This window comes from Hydrogenophaga electricum (assembly GCF_030160815.1).
Classification (GTDB): domain Bacteria; phylum Pseudomonadota; class Gammaproteobacteria; order Burkholderiales; family Burkholderiaceae_C; genus Hydrogenophaga; species Hydrogenophaga electricum.
The window spans coordinates 83,411-105,144 of sequence record NZ_BSPB01000012.1; the positions used below are offsets into that span (position 1 = coordinate 83,411).

Annotated in this window: 19 protein-coding genes; 6 read left to right on the plus strand and 13 right to left on the minus strand. The window is 69.2% G+C overall.

All coding sequences use genetic code 11. The annotated features are described in order from the left end of the window. The 10 genes from QQK43_RS09835 to QQK43_RS09880 form a co-directional block, all read right to left on the minus strand. Positions 1 to 320 (minus strand): DUF3613 domain-containing protein (locus QQK43_RS09835; RefSeq protein ID WP_284307616.1); only part of this gene is annotated, 320 nt, incomplete at its 3' end. Positions 321 to 364: 44 nt separating this feature from the next. Beyond that, entirely contained in the window at positions 365 to 1,186 is an 822-nt protein-coding gene (locus QQK43_RS09840) for a tetratricopeptide repeat protein (RefSeq protein WP_284307617.1), read from the minus strand. Next, the gene (locus QQK43_RS09845; RefSeq protein ID WP_284307618.1) at positions 1,186 to 2,133 is read right to left on the minus strand and encodes a type II secretion system F family protein; all 948 of its coding nucleotides are present in this window, start codon (positions 2,131 to 2,133) and stop codon (positions 1,186 to 1,188) included. Before QQK43_RS09845 ends, QQK43_RS09840 begins: the two co-directional genes overlap by 1 nt. A gap of 13 nt (positions 2,134 to 2,146) precedes the next feature. Further along, on the minus strand, positions 2,147 to 3,088 hold the full coding sequence (locus tag QQK43_RS09850; RefSeq protein ID WP_284307619.1) for a type II secretion system F family protein: 942 nt from the start codon (positions 3,086 to 3,088) through the stop codon (positions 2,147 to 2,149). Next, positions 3,081 to 4,412: a TadA family conjugal transfer-associated ATPase gene (locus QQK43_RS09855; RefSeq protein ID WP_284307620.1), complete on the minus strand. Its 1,332-nt coding sequence runs from the start codon at positions 4,410 to 4,412 to the stop codon at positions 3,081 to 3,083. The genes QQK43_RS09850 and QQK43_RS09855 overlap by 8 nt, the downstream gene beginning before the upstream one ends. A 9-nt stretch (positions 4,413 to 4,421) precedes the next feature. Continuing rightward, the gene (locus QQK43_RS09860; protein WP_284307621.1) at positions 4,422 to 5,714 is read right to left on the minus strand and encodes a CpaE/TadZ family protein; all 1,293 of its coding nucleotides are present in this window, start codon (positions 5,712 to 5,714) and stop codon (positions 4,422 to 4,424) included. A gap of 17 nt (positions 5,715 to 5,731) precedes the next feature. Further along, entirely contained in the window at positions 5,732 to 7,195 is a 1,464-nt protein-coding gene (locus QQK43_RS09865; RefSeq protein ID WP_284307622.1) for a type II and III secretion system protein family protein, read from the minus strand. A gap of 14 nt (positions 7,196 to 7,209) precedes the next feature. Then, positions 7,210 to 8,208 carry a Flp pilus assembly protein CpaB gene (cpaB, locus tag QQK43_RS09870; protein WP_284307623.1) on the minus strand — a complete coding sequence of 333 codons (999 nt, stop codon included), beginning with the start codon at positions 8,206 to 8,208 and terminating at the stop codon, positions 7,210 to 7,212. Between the two features lie 24 nt (positions 8,209 to 8,232). After that, positions 8,233 to 8,754 carry a prepilin peptidase gene (locus QQK43_RS09875; protein ID WP_284307624.1) on the minus strand — a complete coding sequence of 174 codons (522 nt, stop codon included), beginning with the start codon at positions 8,752 to 8,754 and terminating at the stop codon, positions 8,233 to 8,235. A gap of 9 nt (positions 8,755 to 8,763) precedes the next feature. Then, positions 8,764 to 8,949, minus strand: coding sequence for a Flp family type IVb pilin (locus QQK43_RS09880; protein WP_234262866.1), 186 nt, complete (start codon positions 8,947 to 8,949; stop codon positions 8,764 to 8,766). 729 nt (positions 8,950 to 9,678) lie between these two features. Between QQK43_RS09880 and QQK43_RS09885 the strand changes: the two genes are divergently transcribed. The 6 genes from QQK43_RS09885 to QQK43_RS09910 all read left to right on the plus strand — a co-directional run bounded on the left by QQK43_RS09885 (position 9,679) and on the right by QQK43_RS09910 (position 15,911). Further along, positions 9,679 to 10,227 (plus strand): hypothetical protein, encoded by a 549-nt coding sequence (locus QQK43_RS09885; RefSeq protein WP_284307625.1) that lies wholly within the window; start codon positions 9,679 to 9,681, stop codon positions 10,225 to 10,227. Between the two features lie 151 nt (positions 10,228 to 10,378). Next, a complete protein-coding gene (locus QQK43_RS09890) occupies positions 10,379 to 11,227 on the plus strand; it encodes a GNAT family N-acetyltransferase (RefSeq protein ID WP_284307636.1) in 849 nt (282 codons plus the stop codon). Between the two features lies 1 nt (position 11,228). Next, positions 11,229 to 12,170 (plus strand): UDP-2,3-diacylglucosamine diphosphatase, encoded by a 942-nt coding sequence (locus QQK43_RS09895; protein ID WP_284307626.1) that lies wholly within the window; start codon positions 11,229 to 11,231, stop codon positions 12,168 to 12,170. Between the two features lie 15 nt (positions 12,171 to 12,185). Then, the gene (locus tag QQK43_RS09900) at positions 12,186 to 13,262 is read left to right on the plus strand and encodes a glycosyltransferase family 4 protein (protein WP_284307627.1); all 1,077 of its coding nucleotides are present in this window, start codon (positions 12,186 to 12,188) and stop codon (positions 13,260 to 13,262) included. 64 nt (positions 13,263 to 13,326) lie between these two features. Next, positions 13,327 to 15,411 carry a polyphosphate kinase 1 gene (ppk1, locus tag QQK43_RS09905; RefSeq protein ID WP_234262870.1) on the plus strand — a complete coding sequence of 695 codons (2,085 nt, stop codon included), beginning with the start codon at positions 13,327 to 13,329 and terminating at the stop codon, positions 15,409 to 15,411. Between the two features lie 17 nt (positions 15,412 to 15,428). Beyond that, positions 15,429 to 15,911 (plus strand): SixA phosphatase family protein, encoded by a 483-nt coding sequence (locus tag QQK43_RS09910; RefSeq protein WP_234262871.1) that lies wholly within the window; start codon positions 15,429 to 15,431, stop codon positions 15,909 to 15,911. Between the two features lie 34 nt (positions 15,912 to 15,945). Here the strand turns inward: QQK43_RS09910 and QQK43_RS09915 are convergent, their stop codons facing one another. From QQK43_RS09915 to ppx, 3 genes are all read right to left on the minus strand, one after another. Further along, positions 15,946 to 18,873, minus strand: coding sequence for a hybrid sensor histidine kinase/response regulator (locus tag QQK43_RS09915; protein WP_284307629.1), 2,928 nt, complete (start codon positions 18,871 to 18,873; stop codon positions 15,946 to 15,948). Positions 18,874 to 18,908: 35 nt separating this feature from the next. Further along, a complete protein-coding gene (locus tag QQK43_RS09920; protein ID WP_284307630.1) occupies positions 18,909 to 20,024 on the minus strand; it encodes a response regulator in 1,116 nt (371 codons plus the stop codon). A gap of 139 nt (positions 20,025 to 20,163) precedes the next feature. Beyond that, on the minus strand, positions 20,164 to 21,648 hold the full coding sequence (gene ppx / locus QQK43_RS09925) for an exopolyphosphatase (protein ID WP_234262874.1): 1,485 nt from the start codon (positions 21,646 to 21,648) through the stop codon (positions 20,164 to 20,166). Between the last annotated feature and the right edge of the window lie 86 nt (positions 21,649 to 21,734).

A 21,734-nucleotide genomic window follows, 5' to 3' on the forward strand; every position in this document is an offset into this window, starting at 1 on the left:
GAGCCGAACCAGAGTGGCAGGGGGTGGTCAAAACTCTTGCGGTAGCGCTGGTAGCTGGCTTCGGCCATGGCGCCGTCCATCGCGCCCGCTCCGCTGGCGCTGGTGCCTTCGCGCTGGCGTTGCAGCAACTGGCGCGTGGCCTCGCCGACGGCGGGCGCCGCCGGCGGCAGCGCTTCGGGGGCGGCTGCCGCCGGGCCGGATTCGGGCGCCGCGGCGACCGCGGCCACGGGGTCGGCCGCCTGGGCCCACACGGGCACCGACAGCGACCAGACCGGCAGCAGAACCAGGGAGAGGCGGCGAAGGGGGCGGAGGGTGTTCATGGCGGGCTTCTCGGGGCGGGGCGTGGACAAAATGCGGGAAGGGATCAGGGGGCGGCGGTGCCGGGCTCGTGGCTCAGTGCCTGGCTCAGGCGCAGGCTGCTCTTGAGCAGGAGCCCGCTGCTGCCGGCCGACGGCACGGGCCCCACTGGCCCCACTGGCCGCTGGCCGGTCACGGCCGCTGGGACGGTGGCGGCGCTGTTCAGCTCCTGCGCCAGTTGTTCGATGGCCCGGCGGGTGGCCGCGCTCAGGCCGGCTTCGTCCATCAGGCGGCGGGCTTCGGCGGGACGCTGGTCCACCAGCAGGTAGAGCACCAGGTTGCTGCGCACTCGGGGCTGCTGGGGCAGCAACTGCACGGCCTGCATGATGGGCAGCCGGGCCTGCTCGGGGCGGCGGTCCATCAGCAGGGCGTAACCCAGGTCGTTGAGCAGCAGGCCGTCGGTGGGCGCGATCTGGCGCGCGTTTTCGAAGCACTCGGCGGCGCGCGCGTAGTCGCCCTGGCTGCCGCTGATGAGACCCAGGCCGCGCCAGGCGGCGGCGCGCTCGGGGGTGTCGAGCAATTGCTGGTAGAGCGCGGCGCTGGCGGCGGCCTGGTCGGTGTGGCGCAGCGCTTCGGCGCGCATGAGGCGGGTTTCGCTGGTGGCGCCCCAGCGCTTTTCCAGCGCGTCGATGTGGGCCAGCGAGGCGAACCACAGGCCGTTGCCCTGCATCTGCCGCACCAGGGCACCGTGGGTGGCGGCGTTTTCCAGGGCCGCGCCGGAGGCGGTGGCTTCGGCGGCCGCACTGTCGCTTTTTGACGGCTGGCTCGCGCAGCCGCCCAGCAGGGCAGCGGCCAGCGCCAGCGGGAGGAGTCGGGCGGGGCGTTTCATCATCGGGTTCCCATGCTGGAGACGGAGCGCGCGATGGCCAGGAAGCCGGGGCCGGCGGTGATGACGATCAGGGCCGGCAGCAAGGTGGTGACCATGACCACGGTCATCTTCACGGTGATCTTGCCGATGCGGGCTTTCATGTCGGTCTTGCGCTGCAGACGCAGGCGCTCGCTGAACTGGCGGATCGGTTCCTGGATCGCGCCGCCATGCCGGTCGACCTGGATCACCAGCGTGACGAGGTCGGCCAGGTGCGGGTTGTCGTGCAGGTGCGCGATGCGCTGGAAAGCGTGTTCGCGGGTGCGACCCTGGCTGTACTGGCGGTTGGCGGCATCGAGTTCGGCACCGATCACGGGCAGCACGTGGCGGAAGTCGGCGGCGATGATCTGCAGGCTCTGGTCGAGGCTGAGACCGACGCTTTGCAGCAGGCCGAGCAGGTCGACGAACAGCGGCAGTTCCTGGCCCACTTTGTCGCGCCGTTTGCCGGCCCAGTGGCCGAGCAGCCATTTGGGCAGCATGAAGCCGGCGCCAAAGGCGCAGCCGAGCACGAGGTAGGTCTTGCGCACCGGATCGGCGTCGCCGAGCAGCAGGGCGTTGGCCAGCAGGGGCAGCGCCACGGCCAGCGCACAACGCGAGACCAGCAGCGCCAGTTGTGCCCGGGTGGAAGGAAAGCCGCACTGCGCGATCAGTCGGCGGTCTTCGTCGGCCACCAGCAGGCGGCCCAGGCGGCTGTTGAGCCAGTGCGTTGGCAACTGGTCGTCGCGCAGGAAGGCAAGGTCGGCCGGGTTTGCGGGCTCGTCGCCCGGCGCCGCGCCCTGGCCCAGCGCGCGCTGGAGGGTCTTGGCGCTCTGGCTGCGCAGAGCCTGCTGGCGCAGCAGCAGGCCGGCGCCGAGCAGCAGCGCCAGGGCCAGCAGGATCAGGGCAAGAATGGCCAGGTGCAGCGGGGTCATGCGCGGGCCTCCTTCAGTCCAGCCGGGCCAGGCGGTACAGCAGAACGACGCCGACCAGTTGCAGGCAGCCGGCGCCGATGACCATGCGGCGGCCCACCGGGTCTTCCCACATGCGCAGGAAGTAGTCGCCGTTGAGCATCAGGATCGCGCCGCCGACGATCAGGGGCAGCAGGCCCAGCACCCAGGCCGAGAGCCGGGTTTCGGCGGACATGGCCGAGAGTTCGTGCTCGGACTCCTTGCGGTCGCGCATGAAGTTGGCGACCCGTTCGAGCAGCACGTCGGAGCGGCCACCGTAGCGCACGCCCAGGCCCAGAATGGCCGAGAGCAGGAACATCTCTTCCACACCGACCCGGCGCGCGGTCTGCAGCAGGGCCTGGTCGATGTCGACCCCGGCGCGCACCATCGCCATGGTCCGGTCCATGTGCCCGCGCAGCGGCTGCTTGGCGCTGCCGACGGCGGTCTGGAAGGCGGCCTGCGTCGAGTTGCCGACACCGATGAGCCGCACGATGATGTCCAGGAAGCCGGGCAGCTGGCGCACCAGTTCCTGCCGCATCTTCTGGATGCGCAGCCACAGCAGGAAGGCTCCGGCCGCGGGCAGCACCACCAGCAGGGCCAGGGCGTGGAAGCCCCCTTTGAGCACCAGAGCCAGCAGCACGGCGATGCCCATGGCCAGCAGGCCGCCATAGAAGACGTCGGGCGGGACGGCGCCTTGCACCCAGCCCGGCAGGGGCCAGCGCGCCGCTGCCGGGTGGGGCTCTGCGGTTTCCAGCGGCGGCGGGGCGCCAAAGCGCAGATCGCCCAGGTTGACGCCCATGGGGGCCGGCGTCAGTTTTTCCTTCAGGTGGCGCTGCACCGCAAGCCGGCTCTGGCGGCGCACGCTGAAGTCCCACAACAGCAGGCCGGCCGCGGCCAGCAGCAGCGCGAACACGCACAGCAGGATCAGCACCTCAGGCATGCGAACCCCCTTCGCGCTGGCCCTGCAACTGCTGGCGCTGCAAGGACTGGCGCAAGCGCGCGATCTTGGGCGAGTGCGGGCTGATGCCCAGCGAGACCCAGCGGTCGCGCTCTTCGCCGTCGGGCGTGGTCATGGTGTCGTGGCGGAACAGCTCCTGCATGGCCACCACGTTGTCGTTCAGGCCGGTGACTTCGCTGATCGAAACGATCTGCCGCGCGCCGTTGGGCAGCCGGCCGATCTGGATGATGAAGTCGATGGCGTTGGCGATCTGCCGCCGCAGGCTGACCTCGCTGCCCTGGTAGCCGGCGAAACCGGCCAGCATTTCCAGGCGGTACAGGCATTCGCGGGGCGAACTGGCGTGGATGGTGCCCATCGAACCGTCGTGGCCGGTGTTCATGGCCTGCAGCATTTCGATGACCTCGCCGCCGCGCACCTCGCCCACGATGATGCGGTCGGGCCGCATGCGCAGGGTGTTGCGCAGCAGGTCGCGGATCGCGACGCTGCCGGCACCGTCGTAGCCGCCGGGGCGGCTTTCCAGCCGCACCACGTGCGGGTGGTTGAGCGCGAGTTCGGCCGTGTCCTCGATGGTGACCACCCGTTCGGTGGCAGGCACGAAGCTGGCCAGGGCGTTGAGCAGCGAGGTCTTGCCCGAACTGGTGCCGCCGCTGATGAGGATGTTGCAGCGCGAGCGCACGGCCAGCTCCAGCAACTGGCCCATGGCCAGGTCGAAGGTGCCGAGCTTGAGCAGGTCTTCGGGCGTGAGCGGATCCTTGCGGAACTTGCGGATGGAGACCGCCGGGCCATCGATCACCAGCGGCTCGATCACCACGTTGATGCGGCCGCCGTTGCTCAGCCGCGCGTCCACCATGGGGTTGGACTCGTCCAGCCGCCGGCCGATGGGCGCCAGGATGCGCCGCACGATGCGCATCAGGTGTTCGTTGTCGTTGAACTTGAGCTGGGCCTTCTGCAGCACGCCGTGGCGCGAGACGTAGACGTGGTGGCTGCCGTTGATGAGGATGTCCTCCACGGCCGGGTCTTCCAGCAGGTCTTCGAGCGGGCCGAAGCCGGCGAATTCCTTGGTCAGTGCGTCGGCGACGGCCTGGGTTTCCTGGGCATTGATGGGCACCCGGTGCAGCCGCACCAGGCTCTCGCATTCGAGGCTGACGAACTGCGAAATGGTGGCGCGCGACCAGCGACCGAATTCGGCGCCGAGCTCCTCAATGCGGTTGAGCAGGTGTTCATGAATGAACGCCTTGACCGTCTGGAACTCCTGCGAACTCAGGAAGGCCCGGTTGCTGTCCGAGAATTCAACGTCGATGGACATGGCTCCTCTTTACCCTTGGTGTTTTGTCCAGGTTCGCAGCCAGTGCGCTGCGCGCTCCGCCCAGTGTTTGCCGCTGGCCCGTTCGGGCAGCGTCCCGCCGTCGACCCAGGCCAGCAAGCCGCGCGCCATGCCGTTGACGGTCTGCGAATAGGGGTCGCCCGGCGCGGCCTGTGTGAGCAGCTTGCCCTGCGCGGTGGCCGCCAGTTGCGCCGCATGGCGCGAGGGCAGCACATGGGCCAGGGGCAGGCCGAGCTGGCCCGCCACGTCCTTGGCCGGCAGATCGACACCGGGCTCGAAGCGGTTGACCACCAGCGAAAAGGGCTGCGTGTCGACCTCGTGCTCGCGCAGTTCACGCAGCAGGGCCGCGGTGGAGACGATGCCGCCCAGGCTCTGGTTGCAGACGACCCAGACCTGATCGGCCTCGCGCACCATGTGGGCGACGAATTCGGCTTTGGAGAACCCGCCCAGATCGACGATCTGCAGATCGAAGAATTCCGTGAGCTTGCGCGTGAGCGCCACCGACTGGGTGTGCGAGATCTCCCGCACCTGGGCCAGGTTGACCGGCAGCGGCAGCACGGCGACGCCGTGGGCGTACTGGGGCAGGGCGGTCTGCAGCAGGGTCCGGTCGAGCCGGTGCAGGTTCTGCACGCCGTCGACGAAGCTGAACTGGCTTTGCAGGCCCAGGTACAGCAGGCTGTCGCGCGCGGGCAGACCCAGATCGAGCAGCGCCGTTTCGTGGGCCGGCGCACCGGGGGCGGCCGCGCGGGTGCGGGCCTGGGCACGTTGCGCCTGCAGGCTGGCGGCGAGGTTGCAGGCCAGGGTGCTGACGCCCAGCCCGGGCCGCGCGCCCAGCAGCGCCAGGATCTTGCCGCGCCGGGGGGCGGGGCGTTGGGCATCGCGCTGAGCCAGGCGCTCGCGCAGCAGCGGCCAGACCGCGTCGGGGGCGCCGTCGAGATCGACGAAGTCGTCCACACCGGCACGCCAGGCGCACAAGGTTCCCTGCGCCTGGCTGGCGTGGCCAAAAGCGATCAGCATCAGCGTGGGCCATTCTTGCCGCAGCGCGGCCACCAGCGGGGCATTGCGCTCGGGCTGGCTGCCCGAAAAATCGAGAAAGACGGCCCGGGGCTGCGTGGCGGTGATGCGCGCCTTGAGCAGCTTTTCGTCCAACGCCACGGCCGTGAGCAGGCCCTGGCCGCTGAGCGCGGTCATCAGCCAGGCGGCGTGGGCGCCTTCGTCCGAGGCGTGCAGAAAGACGGCACTGCCGAGGGCAGGGTCGTCGCCGAAGCTGGGCAGGGTGGTCATGGGGGACCTCGGGGTGTTCACCGGGAGAACCCAGGCAAGGCGTCGTCGCTGGCCGCGCCGCTGAGGTAGCTGCGCCACACGGGCGCATCGCCGCGCTGTTCGTTGGCGCCGGGCAGCGCGTCTTCGCGCACCGCGCCGCGTGCCATGGGCTGCACCAGGTGCGGGGTGACGATGATCACCAGCTCGCTTTCGTTGCGCTGGAACTCCATGCTCTTGAACAGCGCGCCCAGCACCGGGATGTCGCCGAGCATGGGCACCTTGTCGATGTTGGACCAGGTCTGGCGGCTGACCAGGCCGCCAATGACGAAGCTTTCGCCGTCGCTGAGTTCGACGGTGGTGTCGGCGCGGCGGGTGGCGATCGCGGGCACCACCGTGCCGTTGAGCGCGACCGCGTTGCTGTAGTTCAGCTCGCTCGCTTCGGGCGCGACCTTGAGCGCGATGCGGTTGTTGGCCAGCACGGTGGGCGAGACCGTCAGGCCGATCCCGAAGGGTTTGTATTCCACGCTCACCGTGCCCAGCCCCTGGGCGATGGGAATGGGAATCTCGCCACCGGCCAGGAAGTTGGCGCTCTGGCCCGACAGCGCCACCAGCGTGGGCTCGGCCAGCACGCGCGCGAGGTTGTTGCCTTCGAGCAGACCCAGCGCCATGCCGATGCCGGCCTTGGTGGAATAGCCCAGCAGGTTGAAGGCGTCGACCACCGGCGAGGTGAGGCCGTAATTGAGCGCCGTGGTGCCGGCGCTGCCTGCGGCGGCCGCGCTCGACAGCGCACCCGCCAGAGTCAGCGACCCGGTGGCCTGGGCGCCCGGCACCACGGTGACGCTGCCGTTGGCGCCCAGGCTGGAGGTGCTGTTCTGGCTCTGGGTCAGCGTGTTGGAGACGCCCACGCCGTAGGTCGGGGTGGTGCCCGGTGTGGACACGCCGAAGGTGAAGCCGTGCCGGTTGGAGGCGGCGCTGAAGAAATTGATGCCGGCGCGCTTGAGCACGTTTTTGTTGAACTCGACGATCTTCACGTCCACCTGAACCGTGTGGCTCTTGAGCTGCACGGTCGAGCGGTCGATGGCCTCGGTCTTCTCGGGGTGGCTGGCCAGCGCGGTGGCCAGGGCCAGCCGGCGCGCCTGGGTGTCGGGAAAGTCGCCGTCGAACACCGCCAGGCGGCGCTGCACCTGCACGGTGTAGGTGCGGGCGCGTGTGCTGCCGGGCTCCCAGACCAGCAGCGAGGTGCTGCCCGGGGCCTTGGCGGTGATGACGAGCCGGGCTGCGGGCGAGCCCTTGGTCTGGCGCGTGAGCGTGACGCCCGCCACGCCTTCATCGGCGATGGCGATGCGGCTGACGCCTTTTTCCACCAGCAGCTCGTGCTGGGTGCCGCTGGTCAGGTTGAGCAGTTCGGTACCGGCCTGGGCGTGGGTGCTCAGCGGCACGGCGCCCCAGAGCAGCAGGGGAAACAGAGCGCGAAGGGACGAGGGCGGGATGGGGCGAAGCATCGGGGGTCTTCCAGTCAGTAGCGCACGGTGTCGCGGCGATCGCCGCGCAGGATCTCGACTTCGGTGCCGGCCGGCCGCGCGCGCGGTGCGTCCGACGACCGGGCTGCGGTGCGTGTCTGGCGTGCCGGGGCCGGGCCACCGGCCACCAGGTCGACCGTGGCCAGGCCGGCTTGCGCACGGTCCACCCCGGTCAGCGGCGCACGGGCAGGCGCGCTGCGTTGGGCGGGCAGCGGTTGCAGCGCCGGTGGCAGCTCGGCAAACAGCGTGGGATCGGGCTCGCGGGTGTCGGTGGGGTGGCGCAGTGCCAGCACCAGCCGGCCGCTGGCTTCGCCCAGCGTGAGGCGGTTGACGTCTTCCACCGGCACGGCCAGCACCACGGTGCGGGCAGGCGGTGTGCGCTCGGTGCTCTTGCGCGTTGGCGTGCTCAGCGAGCGGCCCTTGGCCTCCGCTTCTTCGGCTCCGGCCTCATCGGGCAGCGCTTCGAGCGAGGCCTGTCCGTAGGCCAGCACCCGCTTGCGGGCGAGCAGCAGGCGGGCCTGGCTGCGGTCGACGTCCTTGTGGTCGACCTTGACGGTGAAGAACACATCGACATAGTCGCCCGGGCGCACGTTGTTGCCGACGCCCATGACCTCGTCGGCCTTGACGGCCACAGCGCGCTCGCCAGGGCCGAGGCGCAGGGCCAGGCCGGACGCCATCTGCCCATCGAGCAGTGGCGTGCCCTCGCTCAGATCGAGCACCGGGATGCGCCCGGTGGCGGCGGCCACGGTCTTGAAGGCGCCACTCGGGTTGATGGGCAGTTCGGCCAGGCGCAGCGCGTCGGCGGGAATCGGTTCGCCGGCGGGCAAGGGTTTGGTGGTGACGACCACCGGGAAGGTGGGGGCAGGAGCCTGGCGGTGGGCGTTGGCCGGCGCCGGGCGCGGCGCGGGCTGGCGGCTGAGCTTCCAGGCGTAGGCGGCCAGCACGAGGGCCAGCAGCACCAGAACGGCAGCAATGATCTTGGAAAAGCGGAGCATGGCAGCAGAGCCCTGGGGCGTTGGCTAGGAAAAGAGGGGGGTGGCGGTCCGGTACCACGCCATCCAGCCCAGGGCAGCGATGGCGAGGTAGGCGGCCAAAGGCAGGTGCCGCGCCTGGCGCGCGGGCGCCGGGTCAGGTGGCTGCACCGGCCCACCGTGGGGGTGGGACAGGGCCCGCAGCAGGCGGGGGGCCACCTGCAGACGGTGCAGGGCCAGCCAGACGAGGGCGTGCACGGCCGCCAGCAGGGTGGCCGCGATCCAGATGGCTGGCAGCGGTGCCAGGCCGGTCCACAGGCCCAGCGCACCGGCGAACTTGACGTCGCCGGCGCCCATGATGCCCATCGCGTAAACCAGCAGCAGCGCGCCGAATGCCGCGCCACCACCGGCCAGGGCCTGCCGCCAGCCCAGACCGAACGGCTGCTGGTTCAGCAGCAAGGCCGCGATGGCACCGAGCGCACCCAGCAGCACGAGGCTGTTGGGCACGCGGCGGCGGCCGAAGTCGCTGACCACGACGGCGAGCAGGAAGAGGGCCAGGCCGGCGAGCATGGCAACGGCTTATTCGCCAGCGCCGGTGGCGATGTTCTTGACGTTGGTGAAGATGTCGCTGAGCGTTTCCTGGATGACGCCGTCGGTGCCGAAGATGGTGACCAGCATCAGGGCCATCAGGCCGGCGATGATGCCGTATTCGATGGCGGTGGCGCCTTCTTCGTCGCGCAGGAACTGGATGATGCGTGCTTTCATGGGGAACTCCTGGGGGTAAGGGTGAACGGGCAGTGACAGCGGAAGCGCCCAGTGGCCGCGCGGGCCGGCTGGTTACATTTCATAGCACCTTCGGTGCCAGCGTTACGGCGCGCCGGCGGAGCGCGGGGCAATCCGGCGCGGGCGATCTTCTGCGGCGCTGAGCGGGCGCCTGCAGCGCGGAAAAAACCCTTTGATTTCAAGGATTCTTTCGTGTATGGGGCGCTAACCCCACGGGCGGTCTGGCGTAAGACGAAGGCATTCACGTTGCGTGGCCTCCGGTTTTTCAGCGGTTTGCTGTGTGTCTGTTACGTCGCATCCTTCCCTCCTGTTACGTAACGAATTGGCCTGATCTCAGAAGTTGATCTGCATCAACACTGGTGGCGAAATTCTTTTCTTCGTATTCTTATTTTTCTTCTTGTGTGATAGGCATCGACGCGTTCGCTGTGCTCCTGAGCGGTTGGCGACCAGCGGTTGATCTGATGCTGCGAATGGTTGTCGCTAATCTTGTCTGCCGCCTTCGTTTCTGTGAGCACGTAACGGGTCGGCCGTAACACCGACCCTGGCTGGTGGTCTTTTCTTCAGGGTTATCCCTCGGCCTTCGGGGCAGGCACCGGGGGCAGGGTGGTTCGTTGGGGACGGCAAGGGCTGGGCATGGAACTTGCCGATCGACGGGTCAACTGGGCACGCTTCGAGGCCCACCGACAGCGAACGGACAAGGAGCGTGGGTCGATGAGTGCTTCGCGAGAGCCGACACCGCAAGGCGAGGCCGCCCGGCAGACCGAAGAGCGGCTTCAGACACTGGAGGCGCTGCGCCATGAGCGGGATCGTCTGGCGCAGGTGGCTGAAGGGCGGCGCGCGGAAATCGTCGCGCTTCAGGGGGAACTGCGCCGCCTGGGCCAACGCGTCGAGGGTTCGGCGGGCGAGGCCGCCAGGCTCGAATTCGATCTCGGTCGTGCCCAGGCCGACTACCGCGCGCTGGTCGAGCAGCACGACCAGCTCAGCGTGCTCCATGAACAGTTGCTGGCACAGCGTGCGGCACTGATGCAGGAACTGGCCGGCTTGCAGGCGCAAGTGGACCAGTGGATGGAGGCGTGCAGCCTGCAGGCGCAGCGCCGCACGCAGGCCGAGGCGGAAACCAAGGAACTGAGCGACGCCCTGTTGAAAGCGGCCGGCCATGCGCAGCGTTTGCGCGCCCAGGTGGCGGCGCTGGAAGCGCAGGCGGCGCACGACCGGCACGGCCCCGGTGTACCGGCCGATCGCCCGACCGGGCGGTGCTGAGCGGCCCTGGCGGGTGGGCAGTGGTTCGCGTCATGCAAATGCCACGGTTCTGACACGGAGGGTTCATCGGCGATTTCCAGAATGCGGGCTCATGACATCAAGTACCGCTGACACCGTGCCCCTGTCGGGCACCCAGTTCCAGGAGATCGCCATGAAAGAATTGCCCACCCCGACGCTGGACCTCTCGCCCGTCTCCTTGCCCAGGGGGTCACTTCATCCGCGCACGGATTTCCAGCCTCGCCCCCTGGCGACACCGGCCGCTGGCGGCATCGAGGTTGCCTGGGCGCGGCATCTGGACGAGGTTCGCGAAGCGCAGCGGTTGAGGCACGCCGTGTTCGCCGGCGAGATGGGGGCCATTCTGGCCAACACCGTGCCCGGCCACGACGTCGACCTGTTCGACGACTACTGCGAACACCTGCTGGTGCGCGATGTGGTCACGCGCGACGTGATCGGCACCTACCGCGTGCTCACCCCGGCCCAGGCGCGCCGTGTCGGCAGCTTCTACAGCGACACCGAATTCGACCTGACCCGCTTGCGTGCCCTGCGCGAATCCATGGTCGAGCTGGGCCGCAGCTGCGTGCACCGCGACCACCGCCACGGCGGCGTGATCATGGCGCTGTGGGGCGCGCTGGGCGAGTTCATGGTGCGCAACCGGCTGGGCACCATGATCGGCTGCGCCAGCATCCCGATGAACCTGGAAGGCCCGCACGGCATGGTCGGCGGCGGCCATGCGGCGGCCAGTATCTGGCGCCAGGTGCGCGAGAAGCACCTGGCCTCGATCGAATTCCATGTGCGACCGCGTCTGCCGCTGCCGGTGGACCAGCTCGACGACACGCTGGACGTGGAGCCGCCGGCCCTGATCAAGGGCTACCTGCGGCTGGGTTCCAAGGTGCTCGGCCCGCCGGCCTGGGACCCCGACTTCAACGCCGCCGACCTGCCGCTGATGATGCGCCTGCAGGATCTGCCGGCCCGGTACCGCAAACACTTCCTGGGCGCTTGACATGGCGCCCCCCGCCGCGCTCCGCGGAACCCCCCAGGGGGCGGCACTGGCGGCCTGGCAGGGCCAGTTCCGCGGTGCCCTGGCCGAAGAGGATGCCGATCCGCTGCCCGACGAGGAGCGCCAAGGTGATGCCGCCGAACGGTCCCGCTACCGGGCCGTTTTCATTTCCGACCTGCACCTGGGCACCGCCGGTTGCCAGGCCGAGGCGCTGCTGGACTTCCTCAAGCACTACCCGAGCCAGACCCTGTACCTGGTCGGCGACATCGTCGACGGCTGGCAGTTGCGCCGCCGCTGGTTCTGGCCGCAGGCCCACAACGACGTGGTGCAGAAACTGCTGCGCCGCGCCCGCAAGGGCTGCCGCGTGGTGTTCGTACCCGGCAACCACGACGAATTCGCGCGCCAGTTCCACGGCCACAGTTTCGGGGGCATCGAGGTGCGCAACGAAGCCGTGCACGAAACCGCCGACGGGCGCCGCCTGTGGGTGGTGCACGGCGACCACTTCGACGGTGTGATTCAGTGCGCCAAATGGCTGGCCTATGTGGGGGACAACCTCTACGAGTTCACGCTGCGCCTGAACCGCCACCTCAACAGCCTGCGGGCCCGGCTCGGTCTGCCTTACTGGTCGCTCTCGCAATACCTCAAGCACAAGGTCAAGACGGCGGTGAACTACGTCAGCGACTTCGAGGGCGCGGTGGCTGCCGAGGCCCGTGCGCGCGGTTACCAGGGGGTGGTCTGCGGCCACATCCACCGCCCCGAGATGCGCTGGATCGACGGCACGCTCTATTGCAACGACGGCGACTGGGTGGAGAGCCTGTCGGCCCTGGTCGAACACAGCGACGGCCGGCTGGAGCTGGTGCACTGGCAGCCGCCGGCGCGCCAGACCCGGATACCGCTGCCCGAAGCCTTGCCTGCGCCCCTGCCGGCCAGGGCGGCCACAGCCTGAACCGGTGCCAAGCGCATGAAAATCGTTCTGGTGACGGATGCCTGGGCGCCCCAGGTCAACGGGGTGGTGACGACCCTGGTCGAACTCGTGCAGCAACTGCGCCAGCGCGGGCACGAGGTGCTGGTGATCGAGCCCGGGGATTTCCGCACCCGCCCTTGTCCGGGCTACCCGGGCATTGCCATCGCGGTGTGGCCGGGCCGCCGGATGAAGGCGCTGTTCGATCAACTCCGGCCCGATGCCGTGCACATCGCCACCGAAGGGCCGCTGGGCTGGGCCGCGCGGCGCCAATGCCTGCGTCGCGGCTGGCCGTTCACGACCGCGTTCCACACCCGGTTTCCCGAAATCCTGCACGCGGCACTGCGCGTGCCCGTGGCCTGGGGTTACGCCTTGCTGCGGCGCTTCCACCGGCCCAGCCAGGCGGTGCTGGTGCCCACCGACGGCGTGCTGAACATGCTGTCCGGCCGCGGGTTTCGCCGGCTGCGGCCCTGGACACACGGCGTCGACACGCGGCTGTTCACCATGGCGCCCGCGCCGCACGCGACCGACCTGCTCGGGGCGTTGGCACGGCCCGTGAGCCTGTACGTGGGGCGGGTCTCTTACGAAAAGAACATCGACGCCTTTCTCTCGCTGGATGTGCCGGGCAGCAAGGTGGTGTGCGGGGTCGGTCCGCTGGAGAGCGCGCTGCAGGCGCGCTACCCCGATGTGCACTGGCTGGGCCTGCTGTCGCGGCCCGAGCTGGCGCACGTCTACGCGGCGGCCGACGTGTTCGTGTTCCCGAGCCGCCACGAAACCTTCGGGCTGGTGATGCTGGAGGCCATGGCCTGCGGCACGCCGGTGGCCGCCTACCCGGTGGACGGCCCGCTGCAGGTGGTGGGCGACAGCGGCGGCGGTGCGCTCGACGACGACCTGCAGGTGGCCTGGGCGCAGGCGCTGAAACTGCCGCGGCACCAGGCCCGTCAGCGCGCGCTGGGCTTCGGCTGGGACACCGTGGCCGCCCAGTTCGAGCGCGAGCTTGTGCCGTTTTCCGCAGCGGCCGGGGCCGGGGCGTGTGTGCGCCGGCAGGGTGTCACACAAACGTCATCAGGTCGTTGAATAATGGTCACATTGCCGTCATCTGCGATGCCCGGACCGTCTTCTGCCGGCACGCTCGCCCACCATGAGCGCCAGTTCCCAGAACAACAAACTGCCCTTTCTTGACCGCGACCACAGCATCCTCGCTTTCAACGAGCGGGTGATGGACTGGGCCCGCCGGCCCGACGTGCCGCTGCTGGAGCGGCTGCGCTACCTGGCCATTGTCTCGTCCAACCTCGACGAATTCTTCGAGGTGCGCATGGCGCCGCAATTGACTGCCGGCAAGAGCCACGAGCAGAACGGTTTGTACACCGAGCAGAGCTACCAGCAACTGTCGGGCAAGGTGCACGATCTGGTGGCCCAGCAGTACGCGATCTACAACGACGAGCTGATGCCCCTGCTGGAGAAGAAGGGCATCAAGATCGTCTCGCACGGTGAGCGCAATCCGCGCCAGCGCCGCTGGGTGCGCGAGCACTTCCAGAAAGAGGTGCAGCCGCTGCTCATCCCGGTCGGTCTGGACCCGGCCCACCCGTTTCCCCAGGTGGCCAACAAGTCGCTGAACTTCATCGTCCGGCTGACCGGCAAGGACGCGTTCGGCCGCGAGAACGAGGTGGCCATCGTCAAGGTGCCGCGCATCCTGCCGCGTTACCTGCGCATGCCGCCCGTGCGCGGCTCCAAGCAGAGCCATTTCGTTTCCATCTCCAGCCTGATCCGATCGCACCTGGCCGACCTGTTTCCTGGCCGGCAGGTGACCGAGTTCTCGCAGTTCCGCGTCACCCGCCACTCCGATCTGGCGGTGGACGAAGAAGAGGTGAAGAACCTGCGCACCGCCTTGCGCAAGGGCCTGCAGCAGCGCCACTATGGCGAGGCGGTGCGCCTGGAGGTGTCGGCCGGTTGCAGCGAATTCCTCTCGGGTTTCCTGCGCGCGCAGTTCGCCCTGCCGGCCGAGGCGCTGTACCGCGTGCCGGGCCCGGTCAATCTGGTGCGGCTGAACCAACTGATCGACCAGATCGAGGCCCCGACGCTGCGCTTCGAGCGCTACCAGGCCGGCTGGCCCCGCCAACTGGTGCCGGGGCAGTCGTATTTCGAGCGCCTGCAGCAGGGCGACGTGCTGATCCACCAGCCCTACGAAAGCTTTGACGCGGTGCTGGCGTTTCTGCGCGAGGCGGTGGAAGACCCCGATGTGCTGGCCATCAAACAGACCATCTACCGCACCGGCGCGCGCTCCGAGCTGATGGAGTTGCTGCGCGAAGCCGTGCGCCGCGGCAAGGAAGTCATGGCCGTGGTGGAGCTGAAGGCCCGCTTCGACGAAGAGGCCAACATCAGCTACGCCGAGCGGCTGGAGTCGGTCGGGGCGCAGGTGGTGTACGGCGTGGTCGGTCTCAAGACCCACGCCAAGATGCTGCTGGTCACGCGCCGCGAAAACGGCCGTCTGCGCCGTTATGCCCACCTGTCCACCGGCAACTACAACGCCGGCACAGCCCGCCTGTACACCGACTTGAGCTATCTCTCGGCCGACGAGGCGCTGACCGCCGACCTCGACCAGCTCTTCCTGCACCTGGCCAGCCAGAACCGTTTGCCCAAGCTGAGCAAGGTGCTCAACGCGCCGTTCAATCTGCACAAGACGATGCAGGACAAGGTCGACGCAGCGGCGGCGGCTGCTGCTGCCGGCAAGGAGGCGCGCATCGTGCTGAAGATGAACGCGCTGACCGACGAACCGCTGGCGCGTGCGCTGGCCCTGGCGTCGCAGCAGGGCGTGAAGATCGACGCCATCGTGCGCGGCGCCTGCATCCTGCCGGCGCAGTTGCCGGGCGTGACCGACAACGTGCGTGTGCGCTCCGTCATCGGCCGTCTGCTGGAGCATTCGCGCGTGTTCTATTTCCGCGTCGATGACCAGGAGGAGCTGTGGCTGTCCAGCGCCGACTGGATGAACCGCAACATGCTGCGGCGGGTGGAGCTGGCCTGGCCGGTGACCGATCCCGAGCTGCGCCGCCGCATCATCGACGAATGCCTCACCGCCTACCTGCACGACACGCGGGACGCCTGGCTGCTGCAACCCGACGGGCGCTACGTGCCGGCGGGCAGTTTGCCGGGCGCACGTGGCAAGGCCGCGCCCACGCCGCTGTCGGCGCAGGCCAGCCTGATGGCGCGTTACGGCAGCAAGGGTTGACCACGGGAGCCAATGCCATGGACCTGCTTCTCTGGCGCCACGCAGAAGCCGTTGATCACCCGGAACTGGAGCAGGGGCGCCAGGGCGATGCGCTGGACCTGGCCCGGCGGCTCACGCCGCGCGGCGAGAAGCAGGCGGCCCGCATGGCCGCCTGGCTCGACCGCCAGTTGCCCGATGGCGCACGCATCTTCGCCAGCCCGGCGCAGCGCACCGAACAGACCGCGCTGGCGCTCGGGCGCAGGTACAAGCTGCGCGACGAACTCGCGCCCGAAGGCGATCCGGCCGATCTGCTGACCCTGGTGCAGTGGCCGCACGGCAAGTCGCCCACGCTGGTGGTGGGGCATCAGCCCACCCTGGGGCGCGTGATCGCGCGCCTGCTCGGCTTGCCGGAAGACGGCTGCCCCATGAAAAAAGGCGCGGTCTGGTGGCTGCGCCAGCGCGAACGCAACGGCCGCCTGGAGACGGTGATCGTGACGGTGCAGACGCCCGAATTGCTCTGAGCCGCCGCGTGTTGCCGCGCCCCAGGGCGGGGCTTCAGGCCGCCGACTGGATCAGCCCCAGCAGGGCGGCCCGGGTCGGCGCCGCGCCCGCCTGGATGAGGGCCAGTTGCTGCATCCGCTCGGCACCGCTGGCATGGGCCGCCATCTGCTCGGCCGCCGTGCAGGCCGCCGCCAGCCGGCTGGCGCCGACGTTGGCCGCCGATCCCGCCAGAAAATGCGCCCGTTCACGGAACAGCGAGATGTCGCCGTCCTGCAGGGCCTGCGTCAAACCGGCCAGGCGCGCGTCGAGCGCGGCCAGAAACTCGCCGATCACTTCGCGCCGCAAGGTGCCTGCGGCGTCGTCGAATTCGGCAAAACCCGCCCAGCGCCCGGCGTCGAGCCAGGGCAGGGCTTCGGTGGGCAGGGCGGCCACGGCGGGTGGCGCTGGCTGCGCGCCGGCGGTCGGGCTGGCCAGGGCCTGCGCCAACTCGGCCAGTTGCAGCGGTTTGGCGAGGTAGTCGCTCATGCCGGCGTCGAGGCAGCGCTGGCGGTCTTCACCGAGGGACGAAGCCGACACGCCGATGAGGCGCGGGGCCTGGTCGCCCCAGCCGGCCAGGATGGCCCGGGCGGCGGCGATGCCGTCCAGGTCGGGCATGTGGCGGTCGAGCAGCACGTGGGTGAACGGCTGGCCGGCCGTGTGGGCGGCGGCAATGGCTTCAATGGCCGCCTGCCCGCCGTCGGCGGTGGCGTGGGCATGGCCCAGGCGGTGCAGCATGGCGGCGGCCACGCGCAGGTTCACGGTGTTGTCGTCCACCACCAGCACCCGCAGGCCGGCCCGCGAAGGGGGCAGGGTGGCCGCGTTGGCCGGTTGCAGGTCGTCGGTGGTGCCAGCGGTGGCGCGGATGTCGAAAGTGAAAGCCGAGCCCTGGCCCGGGTGGCTCTGGACGTGAATCTGCCCGCCCATCAGTCCGACCAGGTGGCGGCAGATGACCAGGCCCAGGCCCGTGCCGCCGTAGACCCGCGTGGTCGAGGTGTCGCCCTGCGCGAAGGGCTGAAAAAGTTGCCCGAGCTTTTCGGGTCGGATGCCCACGCCAGTGTCGGTGACGGTGAAGCCGATGCGCTGGCTGCCATCCGCCTCCGTGCCCAATTGGCGGACGTCCAGCGTGATGCCGCCGGTGTGGGTGAACTTGATGGCGTTGCTCAGCAGGTTCAGCAGCACCTGGCGCAGCCGGGTCACGTCGCCGACGATGACCCGGGGCACGTCCGCACCGATGTGCGTCTGCAGGCTCAGGCCTTTTTCCAGCGCGGCCAGTTGCACCATCTGGCGCGAATCGCCGATGGCAGCATGCAGGTCGAACGGGCGCTGTTCGAGGTCGAGCCGGCCCGCTTCGATGCGCGAGAAGTCGAGGATGTCGCCCACCACCGACTGCAACTGCCCGCAGGACAGGCGTAGCACGTTGAACAGGCCGCGCTGGGTGTCGGTCAGCGGGGTGTCGGCCAGCAGCTCGCTCATGCCCATCACGCCGTTGAGCGGGGTGCGGATTTCGTGGCTCATCACCGCCAGGAAGCCGGCCTTGGCGCGCGCGGCCGCCAGCGCTTCCTCGCGCGAAGTCGCCAGTTCGGCCGTGCGCGCGCGCACCCGCTCCTCCAGCAACTGGGCCGCCTGCAGCAATTGTTCGTTCTTGAGACGGATTTCGCGGTTGTAGGCCTGCAACTGGTGGGCGCTGTCGTGCATCACCTGGGACAGGTGGCGCACCTCGTGCAGGGGGGCGTCGTTGTGGATCGGCGGGATGTCGCCGGCCCCGAGCGCGGAGGCGGAAGCGTTGAGCCGCGAAAACTGGCGCGACAGGCCGCGCGCCAGCATCAGGGCGGCGGCGGCGCAGACCAGCATCAGCCCGACCATGCCGGCCAGGGCCCACTGGCGCGCGCGGATGACGGAGCCGGTGAAATCGCGTTCCGGCGCAACGACGATGAGGCGCCAGTCAAGGCCGAACTTGGCGCCGAACGGGCGTTGCAGCGCGATCAGGCGGCTCTCGCCCAGGCCGATCTGGTGCCACAGGCTGGGTGGTGGCGACAGCCGCACCAGGCCGGCGGAGGTCTGGTCTTCCGTCGGCGGCAGCGTGCGCAGCTGTTCGTAGGACGTGCGCACCAGCGGATCGCGGCTCTGGTCGGGCGAAAGGCGGCGGTGCCGCCCGTCGACCAGGGTGCTCAGTTCCTCGTCCACGGACGAAGCGACGAACAGCCCCTGCTGGTCCACCAGGTAGGTCACCGCGTTCTCGCTGATGCGGGTGCTGCGGATCAGGTCGGTCAACCGGGCCAGGCTCATGTCGACCGCGATCACGCCCAGCAACTGATGACCGCCTGCGGCGTAGATGGGGTGGGCCAGCGTGAGGTCGAACTGGGGCTTCACCGCCGAGCGGTAGACGCTGGTGAAGACCCGCTGCCCCGAGCGGGCTGCGAGCTGGTACCAGGGGCGCTGGCGGGGGTCGTACAGCGTGTCCTCCACCTTCTCCAGCGTGCTGCGGTCGCCAGGCTTGCGGATCAGGTACTGCCGGCGGCCGGATTCGCCCGATTGGATTTCGCGGACCACGAAACCCCGTTCCTCCTTTTCCAGCCCGAAGAAGGCGCCGTCGGCCTTGCCCGCATACAGATAGGGCACGTTGGGTGACTGCTGGGTGAGGGCATAGGCCATTTCTTCCAGCGCCTGCGGGTCGCGCAGCCAGTTGCGGGTGCGCGAGGCTTCGGCACCCGAAATTTCGAACGGCGGCACCAGGGCGTTGACCACGGTGTGCGACTCACCCAAATGGGCCAGGGCCCCCACGTCGACCCGGTGGGCGGCCTGGCTCATGGCGTTCTCGGCCAGCGTCTTGATGGACTGGGAGCTGTTGGACGACAGCAGCCAGGCGACCATGGTCGCTGGCAGCAGGGCCGTCAGCAAGAAGGCGGCCATCAGGGTCGGGCCGAGGGAGAGGCGGCGGGCCATGGTGCGCGGCTGTGAAAAAGGGGGGAGGAGGGGCGTCAGAGCGTCAGCGCTTCGATGCGGCAGACATCGATCGGCTGCTCCCGGTGCGGCAGTGCCAGCAGGTAGCGCTGGGCCGCGACCACGGCGCCGGTGATGCTGCGCAGCACCGGGACGGTGACGGTGATCGGGGTGCCGCCGCCCACGGCATGGCGCTGGATGGCCAGGGTGTCGACCACGGTCTGGCCGACCGGCACCGTCTGCGCCGCGCCGCCGATCAGGCCCTCCAGGCGCATCAGCCCGACCGGGCCGCAGTGCACGGCCATGCCGATGTCGAACGTGGGCAGCGCCAGGCCCGGGTGCTGGCGGGCGATGAAGGCGCGCAGGGCCGCGACCGATTTCTGCAGGCCCAGCGCCGCCTTGATCGCGCGCAGCGCCGGGGAGGTGGCGAGCGTGGGAGACGGGTCCTGGTACAGGGCCACGATGCCGTCGCCCGTGAACTGCATGTGGCTGGCGCCGAACAGGTGGGCCGTGTCGCCGCAGCTTTCGTGAAAGCGCTTGAGCAGGTGGGCCAGCGCCGGGGGGGGCAGGGTGGCGGCCCACTGGTCGTGCGCGAGGATGCCGGCGCACAGCAGCACGCCCTGCACCTCGGGGGCTCCGCGGCCTTCGTCGTGCGTGCCCGGCCATTGCTGGCTCAGCGCCAGCGCGAGCTTGTCCTCGTAGTCATCGCCCAGGTCGCGCGCCTGGGCCTCCAGCGCGTCGTGCAGGCGGGCGTGGAACTGCATTTCCTGCGACGCCGCCCGCAAGGCCTGTTTGCCCAGTTGTGCGTTCACGGCGTCGATGAGTTCGCGGCTCTGGAACGGTTTGGTCAGGTAGTCGTCGGCGCCCATGCGCATGCCCTGGCGCATGTCGCGGCGCTCCTGCAGGGAAGTCAGCAGGATGAAGGGGGTGAGGGCCAGGTCGATGTCGTCGCGCACCTGGCCCAGCAGGTCAAACCCGGTCATGCCGGGCATGTTGATGTCACTGACCACCAGGTCGGGACGCAGGCGCTGGATCAGGTCCCAGGCCTGGGTGCCGGTGGTCGTTTCCACCACATCGTGACCCTGGTGCTGCAGCACCACACTCAGGAGTTTGAGCGTGCCCGGATCGTCTTCCGCCACCAGGATCAGGGCCATGCCGTCTGCCTTGTGTGTTTTGTGAGGGCGCTCATGGGCGCATGGTAGGCCGGCAGAAGGCAGCCGAAGCACGTGCCGGCGCGCAAAAGCGCAACCGTGTCCGGTTTGCGTGACAGATTCACGGGCGTGACGCCCAGGGTCAACGGATGTCGGCCTGCAGTTTCCAGGGCGTTTTCTGCCAGGCCTGAACCTCTTCCCCCAGCAGCCAGGCCGATTGCGGGAAGCGTTTGGCCCAGCCCGGCGCGGTGCTCAGGCGGAACGTTCCGGGCTTGTAGCCCAGCTTGAGCAGCTCGTATTCGGGCATCTGGCGGGCATGGCAGAGCAGCACCGCCAGCCGCAGGCTCATCAGCTGTTTGGCGAACAGCTCGTCGGTGAGCGCGTCTTCCATCTTCTTGAGCTTGCCGCGTTGCCCCAGCACGAGTTGGCTCATGCGGTGCAGTTCGGCCAGCGAGAAGCCGGGCGCGTCGACGTTGTCCAGGATGTAGGCGCCGTGGTGGTACGAGCGGTCGTGCGAAATGTGGGTACCGATCTCGTGCAGGTGCGCGGCCCAGGCGAGTTTCTGCGAATAACGGCCGGCCAGCGGGTCGTCGGCCGCGATCTGGGCAAACAGCGCCGTGGCGACGCGGCTGACGCGGTCGGCCTGCCCGCCATCGATGGAGAAGCGCTCGCCCAGCCAGCGCACGGTGCGCTCGCGCACGTCGGTGCCGTCGGTTTCGCGATCGATCAGGTCGTACAGCGCGCCATGGCGCAGCGCGCCCTGGGTCGGGATCATCTGTTCGATCCCGAACAGGTCGAAGATCGCACGCAACACGCTCACCCCGCCGCACAGGACCGGGCGCCGCTCGTCCTTGAGCCCCTCGACCCGCAACTGGTCGACGTGGCCGGCCTTGATCATGCGTTCGACCAGCCAGTCCAGTCCGGAGCGCGTGACCACGCCGGAGGCCCAGCCGTTGGCCGACAGGATGTCGGCGACCGAACTGACAGTGCCCGAGGAGCCGTAGGCCAGGCTCCATTCGCTGGGCGGAAACACGTCGAGTGCCTGGTCGATTTCGGCCTTGGCCGCGACCTCGGCGGTGCGGAAGGCCGTGGCGGAAATCTGGCCCTTGGCGAAATAGCGGCCCGTCCAGGCCACGCTGCCCAGCCGGTAGGACTCCATTTCGCGCGATTCGTAGCCGTGGCCGAGGATCATCTCGGTCGAGCGCCCACCGATGTCCACCACCAGACGCCGTTCGTCCGACTGGGGCAGCAAGCGCGACACCCCCTGGTAGATCAGGCGGGCCTCTTCATGGCCCGAAATCACCTCGATCTGGAAACCCAGGATGCTCTGGGCCTTGCGCAGGAATTCGTCGCGGTTGCGGGCTTCGCGCAAGGTCTGCGTGGCGACGGCACGCACCTGGTGTTTCTTGAAGCCGTGCAGGCGCTCGGCAAAGCGCGCCAGGCAGTCCCAGCCGCGCTGCATGGCGGCCTGGTTGAGCACCTTGTTTTCGTCGAGGCCACTGCCCTGGCGGACGGTTTCCTTGAGGTATTCGATGCGTTCGATGTGGCCGGAGTGGTAGCGGCCGATTTCGAGCCGGAAGCTGTTCGAGCCCAGGTCGATGGCGGCAAGCGGGGTTCCGTTTTGCATGGAGAAGTCAGGCGGGCCGACCCCGGAAAGGGGTGGCCAGTGTGAAAGTGCGTCGGGGGGATTGTGACGCATTGCCATGCCCCTGG